Source organism: Sulfitobacter sp. PR48, from assembly GCF_028807335.1.
Classification (GTDB): Bacteria; Pseudomonadota; Alphaproteobacteria; order Rhodobacterales; family Rhodobacteraceae; genus Sulfitobacter.
In genome coordinates, this window is record NZ_JARAMM010000006.1 from 217,742 (window position 1) to 236,892 (window position 19,151).

General features: G+C 61.7%; 13 protein-coding genes. 3 read left to right on the forward strand and 10 right to left on the reverse strand.

The genetic code is table 11. The features are described from left to right. The first annotated feature begins 22 nt into the window (after window positions 1–22). Together PVW51_RS10320 and PVW51_RS10325 are read left to right on the forward strand one after the other, a co-directional pair. Complete coding sequence (locus PVW51_RS10320) at window positions 23–2,338, forward strand: molybdopterin-dependent oxidoreductase (RefSeq protein ID WP_274574936.1); 2,316 nt, start codon at window positions 23–25, stop codon at window positions 2,336–2,338. Between the two features lie 64 nt (window positions 2,339–2,402). After that, window positions 2,403–2,972: a peroxidase-related enzyme gene (locus PVW51_RS10325; RefSeq protein ID WP_274574937.1), complete on the forward strand. Its 570-nt coding sequence runs from the start codon at window positions 2,403–2,405 to the stop codon at window positions 2,970–2,972. A 30-nt stretch (window positions 2,973–3,002) separates the two neighbouring features. On the opposite strand, the gene PVW51_RS10330 is transcribed toward PVW51_RS10325, so the two are convergent. The 8 genes from PVW51_RS10330 to PVW51_RS10365 all read right to left on the reverse strand — a co-directional run bounded on the left by PVW51_RS10330 (window position 3,003) and on the right by PVW51_RS10365 (window position 15,418). Further along, window positions 3,003–4,712 carry a hydantoinase B/oxoprolinase family protein gene (locus PVW51_RS10330; RefSeq protein ID WP_274574938.1) on the reverse strand — a complete coding sequence of 570 codons (1,710 nt, stop codon included), beginning with the start codon at window positions 4,710–4,712 and terminating at the stop codon, window positions 3,003–3,005. A gap of 3 nt (window positions 4,713–4,715) precedes the next feature. Continuing rightward, the gene (locus PVW51_RS10335; RefSeq protein WP_274574939.1) at window positions 4,716–6,797 is read right to left on the reverse strand and encodes a hydantoinase/oxoprolinase family protein; all 2,082 of its coding nucleotides are present in this window, start codon (window positions 6,795–6,797) and stop codon (window positions 4,716–4,718) included. Window positions 6,798–6,957: 160 nt separating this feature from the next. Continuing rightward, a complete protein-coding gene (locus PVW51_RS10340; RefSeq protein ID WP_269367146.1) occupies window positions 6,958–7,863 on the reverse strand; it encodes a LysR family transcriptional regulator in 906 nt (301 codons plus the stop codon). 226 nt (window positions 7,864–8,089) lie between these two features. Continuing rightward, window positions 8,090–11,191: an efflux RND transporter permease subunit gene (locus PVW51_RS10345; protein WP_274574941.1), complete on the reverse strand. Its 3,102-nt coding sequence runs from the start codon at window positions 11,189–11,191 to the stop codon at window positions 8,090–8,092. A gap of 18 nt (window positions 11,192–11,209) precedes the next feature. Then, entirely contained in the window at window positions 11,210–12,346 is a 1,137-nt protein-coding gene (locus tag PVW51_RS10350) for an efflux RND transporter periplasmic adaptor subunit (RefSeq protein WP_274575014.1), read from the reverse strand. Between the two features lie 134 nt (window positions 12,347–12,480). Further along, on the reverse strand, window positions 12,481–13,749 hold the full coding sequence (locus tag PVW51_RS10355; RefSeq protein ID WP_274574943.1) for a multidrug effflux MFS transporter: 1,269 nt from the start codon (window positions 13,747–13,749) through the stop codon (window positions 12,481–12,483). After that, window positions 13,746–14,219 carry a MarR family winged helix-turn-helix transcriptional regulator gene (locus PVW51_RS10360; RefSeq protein WP_274574945.1) on the reverse strand — a complete coding sequence of 158 codons (474 nt, stop codon included), beginning with the start codon at window positions 14,217–14,219 and terminating at the stop codon, window positions 13,746–13,748. The genes PVW51_RS10355 and PVW51_RS10360 overlap by 4 nt, the downstream gene beginning before the upstream one ends. Window positions 14,220–14,326: 107 nt before the next feature. Continuing rightward, window positions 14,327–15,418 carry a cupin domain-containing protein gene (locus tag PVW51_RS10365; protein ID WP_274574947.1) on the reverse strand — a complete coding sequence of 364 codons (1,092 nt, stop codon included), beginning with the start codon at window positions 15,416–15,418 and terminating at the stop codon, window positions 14,327–14,329. Window positions 15,419–15,584: 166 nt separating this feature from the next. Between PVW51_RS10365 and PVW51_RS10370 the strand changes: the two genes are divergently transcribed. Continuing rightward, window positions 15,585–16,250 carry a GntR family transcriptional regulator gene (locus tag PVW51_RS10370; protein WP_274574949.1) on the forward strand — a complete coding sequence of 222 codons (666 nt, stop codon included), beginning with the start codon at window positions 15,585–15,587 and terminating at the stop codon, window positions 16,248–16,250. Window positions 16,251–16,296: 46 nt separating this feature from the next. Here PVW51_RS10370 and PVW51_RS10375 read toward each other — a convergent pair whose 3' ends face one another. Both PVW51_RS10375 and PVW51_RS10380 read right to left on the reverse strand, forming a co-directional pair. Next, window positions 16,297–16,950 carry a response regulator transcription factor gene (locus PVW51_RS10375; protein WP_274574953.1) on the reverse strand — a complete coding sequence of 218 codons (654 nt, stop codon included), beginning with the start codon at window positions 16,948–16,950 and terminating at the stop codon, window positions 16,297–16,299. Further along, window positions 16,947–19,067, reverse strand: a complete 2,121-nt coding sequence (locus PVW51_RS10380; RefSeq protein ID WP_274574956.1) for an ATP-binding protein — start codon at window positions 19,065–19,067, stop codon at window positions 16,947–16,949. The genes PVW51_RS10375 and PVW51_RS10380 overlap by 4 nt, the downstream gene beginning before the upstream one ends. Window positions 19,068–19,151: the final 84 nt, after the last annotated feature.

Here is a 19,151-nt window from a genome sequence, read left to right on the forward strand (position 1 = left end):
AACCCCGACAAAGGAAATCCCGATGGCACAACGGATCCCGCATTGCACTCACTGGGGTGCATTCACCTGCCTGGTCGAAAACGGCCGCCTTGTCGGCACGGAGCCGTTCAAGGGCGATCCGGACCCGTCCCCGATCATTCCTTCGGTGACGGAATGGACCAAGACGGACCGTCGCATCCTGCAACCGATGGTGCGCGAGGGCTGGCAACCCGGCGGGGCTGCGGGCAATCGCGCCCGCAACGGGAATGACAGGTTCATACCAGTAAGCTGGGAGGAGGCGCTTTCGCTGGTGGCCGGGGAAATAGGGCGCGTCAGCCAGGATCACGGAAACGCCTCGATCTTTGCCGGCTCCTACGGCTGGACAAGCTGCGGGCGGTTCCACCATGCGGCGACCCTGCTCAAGCGGATGCTGAACCTCGTGGGCGGCTATACCGGCCATGTCGATACCTATTCGATTGCCGCAGGTCCGGTGATCCTGCGGCATGTTCTGGGCAGCGCCGACGCCTGCTCTGGCCGGGCGACAACCATGGATACGCTGCCCGGCAACACAGAGACTCTGGTGGTGTTCGGCGCTCTCACCCCCCGCACAGCCCAATCCGAAGCCGGGGGTCTGGCCACGCATCTGCTGCCCGAGATGCTGAGAAAGCTGCGCGATGCCGGGGTCAGGATCGTCCACGTCTCGCCTTGCAAGGACGATCTGCCGGACTGGATGGAGGCCGATTGGTGGCCGATTAGACCAAACACCGATGCGGCCCTGATGCTGGGGCTGGCGGGTGAAATCCTGCGCGATGGCCGCCACGATCAGGACTTTCTGGATCGCCATACCAGCGGGGCCGGGCAGTTTCTCGATTACCTTTCGGGAAAGACGGATGGTGTCGAGAAGAACGCGGAATGGGCCGAAGCGATCACCGGCATTCCCGCCGCGCACATTCGGGACCTGTCCAGGAGCCTGACCGCCACCCGCAGTTTCCTGACGCTGAGCTGGGCCTTGCAGCGGGCGCATCATGGCGAGCATGTCTATTGGTCGGCGCTGGGGCTTGCCGCGCTGATCGGGCAGATCGGGCTGAAGGGCGGCGGCGTCGCCTATGGCTTCGGGTCGCTCAACGGGGTTGGCGGCCCGTTCGGGGAAGGAGTCTCACCCGGTATGTCACAGGGGCCGAAGCCCATCGACAGTTTCATTCCGGTGGCCCGCATCAGCGACCTGCTGTTGTCACCGGGGGCGCCCTTCACCTATCAGGGTGAGACCCACAGCTATCCGGACATCCGGCTGGTCTATTGGGCGGGGGGCAACCCCTATCACCATCATCAGGACCTCAACCGCCTGCAAGAGGCCTGGCAGCGCCCCGAAACCATCATCGTGCAGGATCCAATGATGACGGCGACGGCGCGCCGTGCCGATATCATATTGCCAGCCACCACGTCGCTTGAGCGCAACGATATCGCCGGGTCACGGCGCTCTGAACATTATGTCGCAATGCACAAGGTGATCGAGCCGATGGGCGAGGCCCGTTCCGACTACGAGATATTCAGCGCCCTCGCGCGCCATCTGGGGGTCGAGGCGGGTTTTACCGAAGGGCGGGACGAAATGGGCTGGATCCGCCATCTCTACCAGCAAAGCGCGGATTACATCCGCACCGCCACCGATACCCGGCTGCCAGATTTCGATGACTTCTGGGAACAGGGCTGGGTGCAGGTGCCGATGACAAGGGACAACACCTATCTGTCCGCGTTCAGGGACGACCCGGCGGCGAACCCCCTGCGAACGGAAAGCGGGAAGATCGTGCTTGGCAGCAAAAAGCTGGCCGAGCTGGACCTGCCCGGATTTCCCAGCCATCCCGCCTGGCAGGAGCCTGCGGAATGGCTGGGAATGGCACAGGCAGATGATATGCTTCACCTCATCTCCAGCCAACCGCCGGGCCGCCTGCACAGCCAGCTTGAAACCGGCCCATCCAGCCTTGAGCAGAAGCGCAAGGGCCGCGAACAGGTGCGCATGCATCCGGCAGACGCCCGGGCGCGTCAGATCGGGGAGGGGGATACCGTGCGGCTGTGGAACGCGCGCGGCCAATGCATCGCAACGGCCCATCTGACCGAGACCCTGCGTCAGGGCGTTCTGGTGCTGCCGGTCGGGGCCTGGCTGACGCGGGATCCGGAGAGCGGGCTCGACCTGTCGGGCAATCCCAATGTCCTGACCCTCGACATTCCGACCTCGGCCTTCGGGCAGGGGCCATCGGCGCAAACCTGCATGGTCAATGTGGAGGTCGTGGCGGCGAACACCCGCGACAGCTCCGAGGTCTACCAGCAAGAGATCGACGCGCTGGTCCGCCAGGGCAGCGGATGATTTCCCCGCAGGCCCGGAAGGTTGAACGCGCAATGACCGAAATCACTCTCCCAAAGGACAATACATGACAGACAAACCCATCAGCCGCTATCCGACACCGGCGCTTGAGGACATGCCCGAGGACATACGCGAAACGATCCTTGGCGTGCAGGAGAAAGCAGGCTTCATCCCCAACGTGTTCCTGACCCTCGCACACCGCCCGGAAGAGTTTCGCGCCTTCATGGCCTACCATGACACGTTGATGGAAAAGGACAGCGGGTTGACCAAGGCGGACCGCGAGATGATCATCGTCGCCACCTCCAACGACAATGGCTGTCAGTATTGCGTGGTTGCCCATGGCGCGATCCTGCGCATCCGGGCAAAGGATCCGCTGATTGCCGATCAGGTGGCCATCAACTACCGCAAGGCCGACATCACGCCGCGCCAGATGGCGATGCTGGATTTTGCCATGAAGGTCTCGAACAATGCCCAGGCGATCTGCACGCAGGATTTCGAAGATCTGCGCGCGCATGGTTTCACCGATGAGGATATCTGGGACATCGCCGGTGTGACCTCCTTCTTCGGCCTGTCGAACCGGATGGCGAATTTCACGTCGATGCGGCCGAACGCGGAATTCTACACCATGGGAAGATAGACGCCCCGGCGGCGGGGCGCCTGTGTGTTTTCACAGGTCCTCGCCTTTTCGTATCGCAGCTTCGATTTCCCTGATCTCTTCTGCGCCCAGCCCGTAGTCGCGGGCAGCGGTCTCGGCAGAGATATAGCCACGCGCAAGATCGCGCCGGACCAGAGCCTTGTCGCGGCTCTTGGGGTCGCCGTAGCCGGCCCCACCGGGGAAGGCCATGACGACCTTCCGTCCATGGGGAACAAACTGCTTGCCCTTCACGCGCATTTCCGTGCCATCGTCCAGCGCGATGGTGGTGGGCGCGCCATCAAGGCCGCCGCGACTGCCCCGTGCCGGATGCTGGCCCCGGTCGAACATGGCCTGAATGTCGAATTCATGCCCTTCCATCGCGCCCACTTCCATGAACTGACCCAGCCCGCCGCGCGTCCGGCCCGCGCCGCCGCTGTCGGGGCGCAACTCCTTGCGCCAGATGATGACCGGGCCTGCGTGCTCTGTCGCCTCGATCGGCATGGTCATCACACCGGAGGGGAAGGCGGTTGCGTTCAGCCCGTCGAACTCGGGCCGCGCCCCTGAACCGCCGGAGTTGAAGGTCAGCACCTCGGACCGCCGCGCATCGGCGGGCGCGGGCCCATCGGACCGGGGCCGGAGCGAGACCTGAAAGTTGCACAGACAGCCCGCGCCCTCCGCCGGGACAAGGCCGGGCACGATCTTGTCAAAGGCGTTGAACACCGTGTCCGGTACGAAGTGGCCCACGATATGCCGCAGCGCGACAGGCGCGGGATGCACCGCGTTGACGATGGTGTTCTCTGGCGCTTCGATCTCGAAGGGGGCCAGGGAGGCGTGGTTGTTCGGAATCTCCGGCGCAATCGCCACCTTCAGCGCATAGCAGGCATAGGCCTTGGTATAGACCAGCGGGCAGTTGATGCCCTTCTTGTCCAGCCCGCTTGTCCCGGTGAAATCAGACACGATCCGGTCTTCATGCACCGTGACCTTTACCTTCAGCGTGATCGGCACATCGAATCCGTCAACGGTCATCTCACCCTCCGCCGAGGTGCGGGGCAGGGCGGCAATGCGCTCCAGCGTCGCGCGGCGGGAGTTGTCGAGGATGAAGGTCGCGATCCCCTCCAGATCGGCCAGATCGAATTCCGTCATCATCTCGATCAGCCGGCGATGGCCGATCCCGTTGCAGGTCGCCAGCGCGTACATGTCGCCGATCAGCTGGTCGGGTTCGCGCACGTTGCCACGCACAATCCGGATCAGGGTTTCGTCCACCTCACCGCGTTCGGCGAACTTCATGATCGGCAGATAGAGACCCTCCTCATAGACACTGGCCGCATCTGCACCAAAACCGCGACCGCCGATGTCGACGATATGGGCGGTACAGGCAAAGAAGCCGACGAGGACACCCTTGTGAAAGGAGGGCGTGACCATGGTGATGTCGTGCAGGTGGCCGGTGCCTTCCCAGGGATCGTTGGTGAGGTAGACGTCGCCCTCAAACATGTTCTGGCGGCCGATCCGCCGGATGAAATGCGCAACCGCGTCTGCCATGGCATTGACGTGCCCCGGCGTCCCCGTCACCGCCTGCGCCAGCATCCGGCCATGGGTGTCATAGACGCCCGCCGACAAATCGCCCGCCTCGCGGACGCTGGTGGAAAAGGCCGTGCGGACAAGCGCCTGTGCCTGTTCCTCGACCACCGAGATCAGACGGTTCCACATCACCTGGAACGAGACATTGGAATGTTTGGTTGCCATCGTTCAGGCTCCTTTCAGGACAATGTCGATACAGCCGTCGGGCCGTTGAATGGCAGCGCGGCTGTCGGGAATGATGATCGTGGTTTCGTCTTCGGTCAGCGCGGCGGGGCCCTGCACGGTATGGCCGGATTTCAGATTGCTCCGCTCCACCACCTGCGCCGAGGCAAATGCCCCAAGGCCCGCGTCAAAAAGCTGCCTTGTGCCGCTGGCTTCCGCAACAGCGCGGCTTTCGGTAGCCTCCACGGGTGCCACCTTTTCCGGCGGCGTCGTGGCGTTGACCGACCAGACCGTGATCTCGATATCCATGCCGGACACCGTGCGCCCGAAGAGTTTGGCATATTCCTCTTCGAACCGCGCGAGGAATGTGGCGGCGTCGGGGTTCATCGCCTGGGCTTCGGTCAGGCCGATGGGAATCTCCCAGCCCTGTCCGGCGTACCGCATGTAGACCTTGAACTCCGCCAGGATCGGGCTGACCTCATCGCAGGTCCGCACGAAACCGGTGGCCTCGTCCCGCAGCTCGGTCAGCAGATCACGGATCAGGCTCTCGTCAAAGTCGCTCAGCCGCATGTAGACGGAGCGGTTGGCCTCAAAGCTGAAAGGCGCGCGCAGAAAGCCGATGGCCGAACCGACACCGGCACCGGGCGGCACGATCAGACGGTTCACACCCAGTTTCTCACAGAGCCGCCCGGCGTGCAGGGGGGCGGCGCCGCCGAAGGCGATCATCGTGTATTCGGACAGGTCTTCGCCATTCTCCACCGCATGGACCCTTGCGGCATTGGCCATGTTCTCATCCACCATTTCGGCGACGCCAAAGGCAGCCTCCACCGCTTCCATATCCAGCTTGCTGCCGATGTGGGCATTCAGGGCATCATGCGAATTCGCGGTATCCAGCCTGATCGTCCCGCCCGCGAAATTGTCGGGGTCGAGCTTGCCCAGAACCAGATCGGCATCGGTCACCGCGGGGCGTTCACCGCCGCGCCCATAGCAGGCAGGGCCGGGTTCGGACCCGGCGCTTTCCGGCCCGACGCGGATCTGGCGCATCGTATCCACATGCGCCAGCGATCCGCCGCCCGCGCCGATCTCGACCATGTCGATCACCGGGATCGAAATCGGCATGCCCGAGCCCTTCTTGAACCGGTAAGTCCGCGCAACCTCGAACACCCGGCTGGTCTTGGGTGTCTGGTGCTTGATGAGACAGATTTTGGCGGTGGTGCCCCCCATGTCAAAACTCAGCACCTTGTCCAGCCCGTAGCGCGCCGCGATATGCGCGGCAAAGACAGCACCCCCGGCGGGGCCGCTTTCAACCAAACGCACAGGGAACTCGGCCGCGTTCTGAATGGAAATGATGCCACCCCCCGAATGCATCAGGAAAATGCGGCAATCGACACCCTCGTCGCGCAGACGGTTTTCGAGCCGACCGAGATAGGAGGCCATCAACGGTTTGATGAAGGCGTTAGCGACCACCGTGTTGAAGCGTTCGTATTCGCGCATCTGGGGCGAAACTTCGGAAGAAATCGACACCGCCACATCGGGAAGACGCTCTGCCAGCACATCGCGGATCAGGCGTTCGTGATCGGGGTTGAGATAGGAATGGATCAAACCGACCGCGACGCTTTCGACGTTTGCTTCCGCAATCTGGTCGGCAACGGCCTCAACCGCCGCACGGTCAAGCGGGATCATGACCTCGCCGCGCGCATTGACTCGCTCAGACACCGTGAAACGCATCTGACGCGGCAGCAATGGTTCGGGAAGTGTCAGGTTCAGGTCATATTGCTCAAATCTGCTTTCCGTCCGCATTTCGATCACATCGCGGAACCCTTCCGTCGTGATCAGCGCCGTCTTTGCACCGCGCCGTTCAATCAGCGCATTGGTCGCCAGGGTCGTGCCATGGATGATCTGCCCGATATCGCCCGGTGCAATCCCCGCCTTGGCGCAGACCTGGTGCATGCCGTCGATGATCGCATTCTCAGGGGCCGCATATGTGGTCAGCACCTTGGTAGAGTAGGGCACGCCGCCTATTTCCAACACGACATCGGTAAAGGTTCCGCCAATGTCGACGCCAAGACGATTTGTTGCTGACTTCATTCTATCTCTCTTTCACGATCGGGCAAAAAGATGATCTCTGATCCGGCGCAGCTGCGTGTCATTTCGGGCGCTGCGGCGGGGGTGAACTTGCCCCGAGGTTGCACAGACCTCAGATCAAGACAAATTGTTATATCTTCTAAGGGTGATAAATTTTCTTGATCTATTCATCCCAGGCATCTGCAGTCTCAATCGCATATCCGGCGGCCACCGAAACAAACCTCGGCACGCGGCTGTCATCGAAGCGTGCGTGAAACTCAAGCGCGGTTGGCAGCCAGTCCGTCGCGACTTCGACCAGGTTTCCCGCCTTCAGCTGGTCGCGGACCAATGCGGCGGGCAAGAGGGCAAAGCCCACGCCGTCAATCGCCATCTGGACGCAAGAGGCGAGGCTGCTGGAATAGACGATCTGATCCGTCGCCAGGTTTCCAGCCTCGGCAAATTTTGCCAGTTCCCGCGTGGCCAGCGTGTGCCTGCCGTGGGTAAGAACAGGAGATTTCAGCAAAGCCGTCATCGGCCTGTGCCCGGCGTTGTCTCCGGCCAGTTCCGGCGCTGCAATCCAGGCGTAGCGGTAGGTCCGCAGCGGCAGCGCGCTGCCGATATCGTAGTCGAAGGGCCCGATCTGCAAAGCCAGGTCGATCTGACCCGTTGCAAGCTGCTTTTCGATCTCGGAGGAGAGGCCGACCTCCAGTTCGACCCCGACCGAGGGATAGACCTCTCTGAACCGGCGCAGAAAGGCATGCAGCCAGGTACAGGCGATCAGCTCCGTAACCCCAAGCCGCAGCCGGTCCTCCACAAGATCCCGCCGCTCGGCCGCTTCGAGAAAGGCTTCGGCATTCCATAGCACCTGTCGTGCAGAAACCAGCAGTGCCTTGCCTTTTTCGGTCAGCCTGACGGAACCCGCGTCGCGATGCATGAGGATGACACCAAGATTTTCCTCCAGTGAGGAAATCCGGCTGGAGATATTCGGCTGTGTCGTGCCGAGAATGGCTGCAGCCTTGCGAAAGGACCCCATGTCAACGACGCCGACAAAGGCTTCCAATTGCTTCAGGGTGATGCGGCTTTTTATCATTTGCCCAGATTCGATCACCTTTCTGGATCATTCGTCAAGGTCGAACAGATGCGCTTTTGGTGGCAAACGCCGAGAGGCCAAAGGCGCGCGCAGCAGGCAACGGAATATATTACATAACTATGCTTATCGGGAATAGATCACATCTTGTTTCGATGTGAGCCTGCCGCATTTTTCAGCCCGGCGGTTTTTCATGCCACCGGGCTGAAAAATCTTGATCCCGCCGGCGCTACGCGGCTTTCCTGCCGCGGGTCAGGCGCGCGATGATCACAAAGAAGAACGGCACGAAAAGCACACCGAATATCGTTGCCGCGATGGTCCCCGCCAGAACCCCGCTGCCGATCGCCGTGCGCCCGCCAGATCCGGCGCCGCTGCTCAGCACCAGCGGCAAGACCCCCAGTGAGAAGGCCATCGATGTCATGATGATCGGTCTGAACCGCTGCCTTGCCGCATCCAGCGCGGCTTCGATGATGCTCTCGCCTTCCTGGCGCAGGTCGCGGGCGAATTCCACGATCAGAATGGCATTCTTGCCGGTCAGGCCGATCACTGTCAGCAGGCCGACCTGAAAGAACACGCCGTTTTCGAAACCGCCCAGCCAGGCACCAGTCAGCGCCCCCAGAACCCCGATTGGCATGGCCAGCATCACGGCAAACGGAATAGACCAACTTTCGTAAAGTGCCGCCAGCGCAAGGAAGATCGCCGCCAGCGAAAGCGCATAGAGCAACGGTGCCTGATTTCCGGATTCCTGTTCTTCAAGCGACAGGCCCGTGGGCGCGATGGCAAAGCCGGGAGGAAGCTGGCTTGCCAGCCGCTCCAGCTCTGCCAGCCCTTCCCCGGTGCTGGCGCCAGCTGCGGGCGATCCCTGCATCTGCATCGCCGGGACCCCGTTGTAGCGGCTTACACCCTGCGGGCCGAAGCTCCAGCTTGCATCGGTGAAATTCGCGAAAGGAACCAGACCACCGCTGGAATTGCGCACGCGCCATTTCTTCAGGTCCGATGGCAGCGCCCGCGCGTCGGCTTCGCCCTGCACATAGACCCGTTTGATGCGGCCTTCGTCGATGAAATCGTTCACATAGCGTCCCGCCCAGGCGATGGTCAGCAGGTTCCCGACGTCACTTGCCGTCACACCCATTGCCCCGGCACGCCGCCAGTCGATGTCCAGATTGAACTGTGCCGCATCTTCCAGCCCGCTTGGGCGCAGCGAGGCGATCAGCGGGCTTTGAGCGGCCATGCCCAGCAATTGGTTGCGCGCATCCAGAAGCTGCTCATGGGTCTGTCCGCCCCGCGCCTGCAGGTAGAAATCGAAACCAGACACGTTCCCCAATTCGATCACCGAAGGCGGCACGACGGGAAATACCATCGCATCCCTGATCTGGCTGAACGCGCCAAATGCGCGCCCTGCAAGGGCCTGCGCGCTGAGGTTCGGCGTGGTGCGTTCGTCCCAGTCCTTGAGCCGGACAAAAACAAGGCCCATGTTCTGCCCCTGCCCGCCAAAGCTGAAGCCAACAACGCCAAAGACCGATTCAACCATCTCGGTTTCCTGCGTGAGATAGTAATCCTCGACCTGTTTGATCACGTCGAGCGTGCGGTCTGCCGTTGCCCCGGTGGGCGCCTGTACAAGCGTAAAGAGAATGCCCTGATCCTCATCCGGCAAAAAGCCCTGTGGCGTCCGCAGGAACAGAGCGCCCATCGCCGCAATGATCGCCAGATAGAATATCCCGCTGAGGAACGGATGCCGGACGATGCCCCCGACAAGCCCGGTATATCCGCCGCGCAAACGGTCAAAGCCGCTGTTGAACCATTTGAACGGACCCCGCTTTTTACCGTGGCCATTGGATTTGAGCAGCGTCGCGCAGAGCGCAGGCGTCAGCGTGAGTGCCACAACGACAGAGAGCGACATGGCCGAAATGATCGTCACCGCAAACTGTTTGTAGATCACACCGGTTGAGCCGGGAAAGAAGGCCACGGGGACAAAAACCGCTGACAATACCACCGCGATGCCCACCAGCGCGCCGGTAATCTGATCCATCGACTTGCGGGTCGCCTCGACCGGGCTCAGACCCTCCTGCTCCATGATCCGCTCGACGTTCTCGACCACGACAATCGCGTCATCCACCAGCAAACCGATGGCCAGCACCATGGCGAGCATGGTCAATGTGTTGATCGAGAAACCCAGCACCGCCATCACGCCGAAAGTGCCCAGCAGCACCACCGGGACGGCCAGTGTCGGGATCAGTGTTGCGCGGAAGTTCTGAAGGAACAGGTACATGACCAGGAAAACCAGCACGATGGCTTCCACCAGCGTCTTGATCACCTCTTCGATGGAGATGGTGACAAAGGGCGTGGTGTCGAAGGGTACGACATAGGTGACCCCTTCGGGAAAGAACGCTGCCAGTTCCTCCATGCGGGCTTCCACCGCATTCGCGGTTTCAAGCGCATTGGCCCCGGGTGCCAGGCTCAGCGCCATGCCGGTAGAGGGGTTGCGGTTGTAGCGCGAGATGGTGGCATAGCTTTCCGCGCCGATTTCGACCCGTGCCACGTCATTGACCAGCACCAGCCCGCCGTCGGTTTCTGCGCGCAGCACGATCTGGCGGAAATCCTCGGGTGTGCGCAACAGCGATTGCGCCGTGATTGTCGCGTTCAGCTGCTGTCCCTCAACCGACGGCGGAGAACCGAAGGCCCCTGCGGAAATTTGTGCGTTCTCGGCAGAGACGGCGGCAACAACATCGCCGGGGGTCAGTTCGAATGCCGCCAGTTTGGCGGGATCCAGCCAGATGCGCATGGCATATTGGGCACCAAATACCTGGACACTGCCCACCCCCTCGACCCGGCTGAGTTCATTGACCAGGTTGGTGGTCAGATAATCGCCAAGATCGGTGGCGTCGAGCTTTCCATCTTCGGAAATCAACCCGATCACCATCAGGAAGCCGGAGGAGGACTTCTGCACCGTCACGCCTTGCCGTTGCACGACCTCCGGCAGCAGTGCGGTGGCCTGGGCCAGCTTGTTCTGGACCTGAACCTGCGCGATATCCGGATCGGTCCCGGTCTCGAAGGTCAGAGTCACGCTGGAGCTGCCGGAAGATGTCGAATTGGACGAGATGTATCGCAGCCCGTCCAGCCCGGTCATCTGCTGTTCAACCACCTGGGTGACGGTATTGGCCACCGTATCGGCAGAGGCGCCCGGATAGGCCGCATTGACCGACACTGTTGGCGGCGCGATCTGCGGATATTGCGCAACCGGCAAGGTCAGGATGGACAGGATGCCCACGCCCATGATGAAAATCGCGATGACCCAGGCAAAAATCGGTCGGTCGATGAAAAAACGTGCCATGGGTTTCCCGGCTCTTGATTATTCGGTTTGTGTTGCCGCGGGTGCGGCGGGCGCATCCCCGGATGCGGCTGGCGCAGCGGCGGCAGGCTCCTCCGGTGTGACGGTGGCACCCGGGCTGGCCATCTGCAGGCCGACCGTCACGATCCTGTCACCGGCATTCAGCCCGTCCGAGACCACCCAGTCACCGCCCATGTCCTGCACAACGGTCAGCTGCCGCGCCTCCACCACGTTTTCTGCCCCCACGACCATGGCAACGGGCTGCCCGCGCCGGTTGCGGCTCACGGCCTCTTGCGGCACCAGGAAAACCGCCTTTGCGATGCGTGTCGGCATTTCCACCTGGACATACATGCCCGGCAACAACAGCTTGTCGGGGTTGTCGAAAGACATGCGCAGAACCACGACGCCCGTCTGTTCGTTCACATCCGGCTCCGCCGCAGTCAGCCTGCCCTTCTGGTCATAAACACTGCCGTCAGCCAGGGTCAGACTGACCTCGGCCATGCTGTCTCCCATCCGCGCCCCGGCATTGCCACGCCGCCATTCGATGATTTCTGCGGCGGATTGGGTCACATCGACATAGACGGTATCTATGTTGCGGATCACAGCCAGCGGGCTGGCCTGACTGGCCGTCACCAATGCGCCCTGACTGGTCAGCGACCGGCCGATCTCTCCCGACAGGCGGGCCTTGATCTTTGTCCTGTCCAATTCGATCTGCGTCGCATTCAGCTGCGCGCGGGCGGCCTGCAACCCGGCCAGGGCGGAATCCCGCGCCGCAATTGCCGCATCAAGCGCCGCGGTGCTGGACACATTGCGCGAGGCGAGCTCCTGCTGGCGGACTTCTTCCTTTTGCGCCGCGTTCAGCTGCGCCTGGGCCTGTGCAACGGCGGCCTCAGCCTGTGCCACTGCCGCCTGATAGCTTGCCGGGTCGATGGTATAAAGCACATCACCCGCTTCGACGCGTCCGCCTTCCTGGAACAGCCGGTCCGTCACAATCCCGGCGACTTGCGGGCGCACCTCCGCCATGCCGGAGGCCACGACACGCCCCGGCAATGTGGTGGTCAGGGTCAGGTCCTGTGGCTGAACGGTCTGCACCGTGACGGTGGGGGGCGGCCTGCCCTGCTGTTGCGCGGCCAGGGGAAAACCGGCCAGGGCCAGCATCACGAACAGGGGCGTCAACAGCCGAAGAATATGGATCGAAGGCATGGTATCAGGTCCAGTCGGGTACTTTATGGATGTGTTATGATTTAATTGGCGGGCTGCTTCAATGCAGCAAAGCATGATGGATCCAGAGCCTAGCGGTCCGGCCCGGTGACCGGGGTCGTTCTGGGGCCCATCGGTCCGGCACCGCCGGGCGGGGGCGTGGATCTGGCATGCATGATCACATTGGTACGCCGATGCAGGAAATAGGCAAAGCAGGCCGTTGCCCCCATCGCCGGGATCAGCAGCCCCATCGCAAGTACCGCATTCCCAAGGAGCGCCCCCAACGTTCCCACAAAGAGGCCAGAGCCCATCTGGATAAAGCCCAGCATCGCTGCCGCCGCGCCCGCCTCGCGCCGGAACGGGGCCAGCGCGACTGTCGACATGTCGGGCATCACGAATGCGATGCCAAAGGCATAGATTGCAACCGGGATCATCACATGCAGGAAACTGGGTGGCCAGATCAGCAGGCTCATGGTCCCCAGGCTGCCAAGGGCAATCAGGGCAAGGCCAATCGGGACCAGCCGTTTGGCGCTGAATCTGTTCATCAAGGCGCGCATGATCAGTGATGCCGTAAAAAAGCTGCCCGATTGGGCCAGCATCGCCAGGCCAAACTGCTGCGGTGTCAACCCGACCTTGTCGATCAGGATGAAGGGCAGGAAAGTCGCCTGCGCATAGATTGCTCCCAATGCGCCACCAATCACACCGGCGGCGGTCAGGAACTGGCGGTTGCCAAGCAGCATCCGGTAGCTGCGCCCCAATGCGCGGAGGTTCAGGCGCGACAGATCCCGTTCAACGGTTTCCTTCATCCACAAGAGCACCGCCATGATCGCGCCCAGGCCGATCAGGGTCATCACCACGAACAAGGACCGCCAGCCAAACACCAGCAGCATCAGCCCACCCAGGGTCGGGGCCAGCGCGGGCCCAAGTGCCAGGATAATCCCGATCAGATTCATGATCCGCGAGGATTTTTCATCCGTGAACAGATCGCGTACCAGAGCACGCGATATCGCGACACCCACTGACGCACCGACGCCCTGTGCGAACCGGGCAAGGATCAGCATCTCGACCGTGGGTGCCAGCATCGCCAGCACGCTGGCGGCACAATAAAGCAGCAGAAACGCAATTGTGACCGGCCTGCGCCCCAGCGCATCGGACAAGGGCCCTGCAACCAGCTGCGCACAGGCAAACCCCCCGAAATAGAGTGTCAGCGTCAGCTTGATCACGGATTCGGAGGTTCCGAAAGCGGCCACCAGTTCGGTCATTGCCGGCGTGTACAGCGCCATCGAAACCGGTCCGATGGCCACCAGGGAGGCCCCAATGAAGCTGACACGCCTCTCGCTCATGATCGGCGCGGCGGTCATTCCGACACCATCTGCGTATCGCGCAGACTGCGCGGCTCTTCCAGGTTGCTGCGCACTTGCAGGCACACAGATTTGAAGGCCGCGAAATCCTCCGCCTTCACCCCGGCAAAGGCGATCTTCCGCGACCGTTCCCCGGCGATCTGTATCTGTTCCAGTATCTGCCCCGCCTCCGGTGTCAGACGGGCAATCTTGGCGCGCCGGTCCTTGGGGTCCGCGCAGCGTTCGATCAGGCCCGCGCGTTCCAGCCGGTCCAGAAAAGCGGTGACACTCATCGGGGCGCATCCCAACCTCTCGGCCAGGTGATGCTGGCGCATGCCGCCGCAGACCGACATATGCGCCAGAACCCGCGCCTCTGCGGCAGTCACACCGATCTGCGCGCGCTCAATCTCACGCTCGAATGCAAGCCGCATCAGGCGGGCAGTGGTGCTGACCAGGAATCCCGGTGAATCGGGGTCAATTTTCGGAGCCATGGAGGCACTCGCAATATACTAAGGTTAGCTTATTATATGGCGAACATATTTTCTGCACCGCAGAAGTCAACGGTGCCGGCGATGTTTTTCTTGCCCCGCCCTGCCAATCAAAGCAGTGTTGTGTTGAAATCACCGCGCAGCGCAACTTCGAGCAGCTCCAGATCTTCCGAACACTCGCGGTATTGCGACACCATGCCCGGCGGGATCACAAAGGCATCTCCGGGCTGCAGGTCGCGGTCTTCCTGGCCTTCGGCGCTCAGCGTCATGGTGCCTTCCATGACAAAGGTGAAATGGATGTCGGCGTCATGTTTTGCGGGCACTGTCGTGCCACCGTCTGGGCGCACCACCTGAATGCCCGCGACACCCCTGGTTCCTTCGGCGATCCCGGTATCACGCATCGTGAACCCCGGCATTCGGAAGGGATGCCAGCGCGCGCCTTCCTTGACGTGGTGCACAAACCGCTGCCCGTCCCATTCGCGTGCCGGATCGCCCTTGCCGTTGGGCAGGGTAAAGTCGTGGTCGATGGTGGTGACATGTTCCGCTGGCACGCCGATCTCGATCACTTCGATCTCGGCGGAGGCATGCATGACCCGGTGCCGGATGCCCGGCGGCTGTGTCACGCAATCGCCTGCGTGCAAGCGGATCACGTCCCCCTGATCCTCATAGAGCACATCAACCCACCCCTTGTAGCAAAAGATCAGCTGAAACCCGACGGTGTGGTAATGCACCATGTCGGGAACCGGACCGCCGTCGGGGATGCGGATATGGCTGGCGATGATCGACCCGCCCAGCCGCGTCGGGATCAGGTCGCGGTAATGCATCCCGGCGCGGCCGATGACCCAGGGGGCCTCGTCCCGCAGGCGGCGCACGGCGAATTCATGCTGCGTTACGGGTTGCTCGACCACAGGTGACAGGGGCACCACGTCGATCACCGTGCCATTTGGCGCGGTCAGCTGGCGCTGTCCTTCGGCGAAGTCCTCCGGCGCGTCGGTCAGGATGCGCAACCGCCCCGGCGGCACATCGGCCCCCTTTTCAATCCGCACCCGCAGACCATGACCCGAAAAGCTGGCGACGGCAGGATCGTCTGCGGGAAAGATGTTCTCAAGCCTCATCCCCAGTGTCTTGGTGAAAAAAGGCAGATCATCGCGCAGTTCCTGCGTGGGCAAAAGCACTTCGGCCAGGATTTCGGATTTCGGCATTTAGCGTCCTTTGCTCTGTCCACGCTTGGACCTTAAAAATTGTCGGCTGCCATCCCTGGCCGCTGATATGGTGGTTTCGATATTCAGAATACTGTATTCACTTTTAACTTTCCTGCAACCTCTATTTGCGCCATGCTCGGGACCACACCACCATCAGGAACCGCAGATGCCGACACCCCAATTCGACCGCCCGCTGGCCCTCAAGGATCAGGTCTACCGTATTCTGCGCGACCGCGTGCGCCAGGGAGATCTGACGCCACAGGACCGGCTGGTCGACGCGACACTGGCGCGCGACATGAATATTTCACGCACCCCGGTCCGCGAAGCGCTGCAGCTGATGGTCCATGAAGGGCTGCTGGACACGACCACCCGCGGTTTCAAACTGTCTGAACTCGACCAGACAGAGGTCGGTCATCTGTTCGAACTGCGCCTGCTGCTGGAACCAACAGTCGCGGCCAAATCCGCGATGACAAGCGACAGGAAAGGTGCCGACCGGCTGGTCGCCTGTATCACAGAGGCCAGCGAAACGGCGGATGATGCAACGCCTCACCGCTTCAACGCGGCGATCTACCGGTTCTTCGAAATCCTCACATCACTCTGCGACAACCGGGTGATGGCGCAATCGGTACTGCTCTATCACGACAGGCTCGCGCAACTGCGGGCCCACATGATGGCCAGCCCGAAGCATCGCGCGCTGGCAGCCCAAGGGTACATGTCGGTCGCAAATGCCATTGCTGCAGGTGACGCCGCCACAGCGCAGGAGGCATCTGAAAAACATATCCGCATCGGCATCGCAACCTGTCGCACCCTGGGCCTGATGTCGAAGATTTGAGATTATTTATCGAGGGATTGGCAGCCACGCGGTATGAAATACCTGACTATCGCGGCCTGTCCCCGGTCAGCAGACCCAGGCGGGCCGCCTGATAGGCGGCTTCGGCCCGGCTTGAAATGTTGAGCTTGCGATAGATCGACTTGATGTGGCTCGACACCGTACTGGGCGCGAGTTCAAGCGCGCCTGCCACGTCCGAAACCCGCAACCCGCGGCCGACCAGCGAAAGTACTTCCGCTTCGCGCCGGGTCAGCGTCGCGTTGTCATCCACGCTCGGCCCTGTCTGGCGAAAATGATCCATGACGCGCCGGGCAATCGCTGGTGAAAGAGGCGGCGTGCCGTCAGGTATCTGCCGCAGATGGCTTGCGATCAAATCGGGCGGATCGCTTTTCAGAAGATAACCATCTGCCCCCGCTGACAATGCGGCCACGATCGCGCTGTCGCTGCCCATGGCCGTTGTCACGATGGCCGTCACATCATCCTGCGTTTGATCCAGCTTGCGCAACACGCCATAGCCGTCACCGTCCGGCAGCTGCAGATCCACCAGCGCGAGGTTGAACTGATGCCGTTCACACAGAAAGAAGGCTGTGCGCATGTCCGCCGCTTCCAGTATCTCCGCGTCGGAAAAAATTCCCGACAGGATAGCTGTCATGAATGCCCGGCTTTGTGCCACATCTTCGACGATCAGTATCTTTTCTATCACATTGCAGCCTGTGCCATTTCCGAACGGGTATAGACATCGAGTGGCAGGCTGACATTGATGCGCATACCCTTTGGCAGGCGCCGGAACTGGATCGTGCCACCAATGGTCCTGACCCGCTCTTCCATGTTGTCCAGCCCTGCCCCGCGATCAACGTCCTCCGTCTCAAATCCGTGCCCATTATCGAGAAATTCCAGGCGCAACATATCCTCTGATAAGGTGAGATTTACCGTCACTTCCGTTGCGCTGGCATGTTTGATGATGTTGCTGGTGATCTCACGGGTCAGCGACCGCAGGGTATTGACCATCAGGAACGGCACCTGCGTTTCCGAAACCTGGGACAAATCCTCAAGCGAGGCGGCCGGCCAGTTCAGGGTGATGCCATGCACCTCGAGCCTGTCGGCCATCTCTGCCCTGACGTCGGCAGTGGTATCGGACAATTTGTAATTCGACCGGAAACCGTCGCTGATGATCTGGCGCAAATCGGTCAGCGTATCGCGCAGCAGCCCGTCCTTGCGCGACCCTTCGGCGGCATGCAGCGCGCTGAGCAACTGCGCGCCAATATTGTCATGCACATCGCGGCTGATCCGGTCCCGTTCGACACTGACACCGCGTTCATAGGCAAGATGGCTTTCGCGCACCACGCCATGCATGCGGACAAGCGTCGCCGCGGCCGCCACATCCGCGGAGCTGAACAACCGCCTGCCACCGGACGCATAGCGCATTCTGCGCCCGGCAACACCCGTCAGCGCGGGCAGAAGCAGCGCCACGCCATTCTCGGCGATACACACTGTCTCCGGCGCATTCTCCAGCACCTCGATCTGCGCGGCGGGGGAAAAGGTCTCCTGCAGGAGCGCGTCCCAGCGTTCGTTCTGCAACCGCTGGGTGGGTGCCAGCGCCACATCAATCACCTCCGGGATCATGCCGGAGGCCTGTGGCACCCTTGTTCCGAAAAGCCGCACCAGCAGCAACTGACGCAGCGGGAAATAGAGGAACCCCCCGATCAGCAGTGCCAGCGAGAGCGACGCCCAGGGTTGTTCGCGCAGCCACAGCAGCAGCACCAGGTCAGTGGCAAAAATCAGCACCGCACCGGCAAGCCAGACCCAGACGTAATAGGCATAACGATCCAGTTCGAAGACCCGCCAGCGGATGATTCCCAGGGCCAGTCCGATGTGCATCAGGTTGAAAAAGCCAAAGGCATAGGCTTGTGGAATGAAACCGCCGTCCGCAATGCCAAGCGCCGGCGGCAATACCGACAGCGACACGAACAGCGAAACGCCCACCAGCGAAAACAGGAAGAACCAGCGCAGCCCTGCCCGGCTGAGCGGATCACGCCGCGCGCGCCACCATTGCACCACGCCAAGAACAAGTGCCACCAGGGTCTGGGTTGGCACCACCAGATTCAGCCAGATGTCGGTGCCGACATACATCAGATCCAGCAGGATCCCGGTGCCGAAGACCACCAGGGGCAGCAACAGCCAGCGTGGATGGAACAGCGGCTTTGGGTACATCAGGAACAGCCCGACCAGCGCGATACCAAAGGATCCCGCCCCGAAATGGTTGGTTTGCGACAGCATCTTGAAGACGTCACCCGGCAAGGCGATCTGACGGGTCGAATAGACCGATGCCGCAATGGCGAATACCGGCACGAAAAGCCCGGTCAGGGCGAACATCCTTGCACCCCAGTCCTCGCGCCGCAGCGACATCACCCAACCCGCCACCAACAGCGCGAGAATGCCGACCCCTTGCTGGAACCAGAAAGGAAACGGCAGATCACCGATCTGTCGCGGACGCGGGGTGAACATCCCGGTTTCCGTCGCACCATCGGGAAGAGTGTAAGTGACGGATACGTCCGGCTTGGTCAGCTGCGCCGCGATCAGGTCCTGCCGGGCGAAAAATGCCGTCATCCGGGGATAGGTGCCCAGGAAATCCGGCTCGCTGATCAGATCTGTTTCCTCCAGCACCACATCGCCCACGACTGTCGGCGTCGCCCCCTGCGGAAGGTCAAGGTAGGGTCGGTCGATGGACAACAGCACCGCAGAGCTGGTCAGGATCAGGGCAATCATCGCTGCTGTCAGCATGATTGCGGTGGGGGACAGACGATACAGGAACCTGGACATGTTTTGTGCTCACACGCTAAGGGGCATTGCAAAGACGAGTTCGGTTTTTCCCGGTCTGGTAGAATGGGCGGAACGGGGGACGAT